We start from the raw sequence: 737 nt of genomic DNA, 5'->3' as shown, positions 1-737 counted from the left end.
ACTGAAGCCCTTCGCAAAGACTTTCTTGCCGTTTTTGGTCAAGAAGCAGACCAAACTTTCTTTTCACCAGGTCGTATCAATTTGATTGGTGAACACACAGACTACAACGGTGGGCACGTTTTTCCAGCTGCTATTTCCTTGGGAACCTATGGAGCGGCTCGCAAGCGTGACGACCAAGTCTTGCGTTTCTACTCAGCCAACTTTGAGGACAATGGTATCATCGAAGTGCCTCTTGCTGACCTCAAATTTGAAAAAGAGCACAGCTGGACCAACTATCCAAAAGGGGTTCTTCATTTCTTGCAAGAAGCTGGACATGTGATTGACAAAGGGTTTGATTTTTATGTTTATGGGAATATCCCAAATGGTGCAGGCTTGTCTTCATCAGCATCTTTGGAACTTTTGACAGGGGTTGTGGCAGAGCATCTCTTTGGTTTAAAACTAGACCGTTTGGATTTGGTTAAAATCGGAAAACAAACAGAAAATAACTTTATCGGAGTCAACTCTGGTATTATGGACCAGTTTGCTATCGGTATGGGAGCTGACCAACGGGCCATTTACCTGGATACCAATACGTTAGAATACGACTTGGTGCCACTTGATTTGAAGGACAATGTCGTTGTTATCATGAATACCAACAAACGTCGTGAACTGGCGGACTCTAAGTACAATGAACGCCGTGCTGAGTGTGAAAAAGCTGTCGAAGAATTGCAAGTTGCCTTGGATATTCAGACCTTGGG

General features: G+C 44.0%; 1 protein-coding gene. It reads left to right on the top strand.

Features of this window, described 5'->3' with window-relative positions; translation table 11 throughout:
- Positions 1–737, top strand: a 737-nt coding sequence (locus GMD1S_RS10650) for a galactokinase (protein ID WP_000316086.1), incomplete at both ends; no start/stop codon positions are given.

Source organism: Streptococcus sp. GMD1S, assembly GCF_000296875.1.
In the GTDB taxonomy this organism is placed as follows: Bacteria; Bacillota; Bacilli; order Lactobacillales; family Streptococcaceae; genus Streptococcus.
The sequence above is the reverse complement of the archived record's forward strand: the minus strand, read 5'-3'. Positions and strand labels throughout refer to the sequence as shown.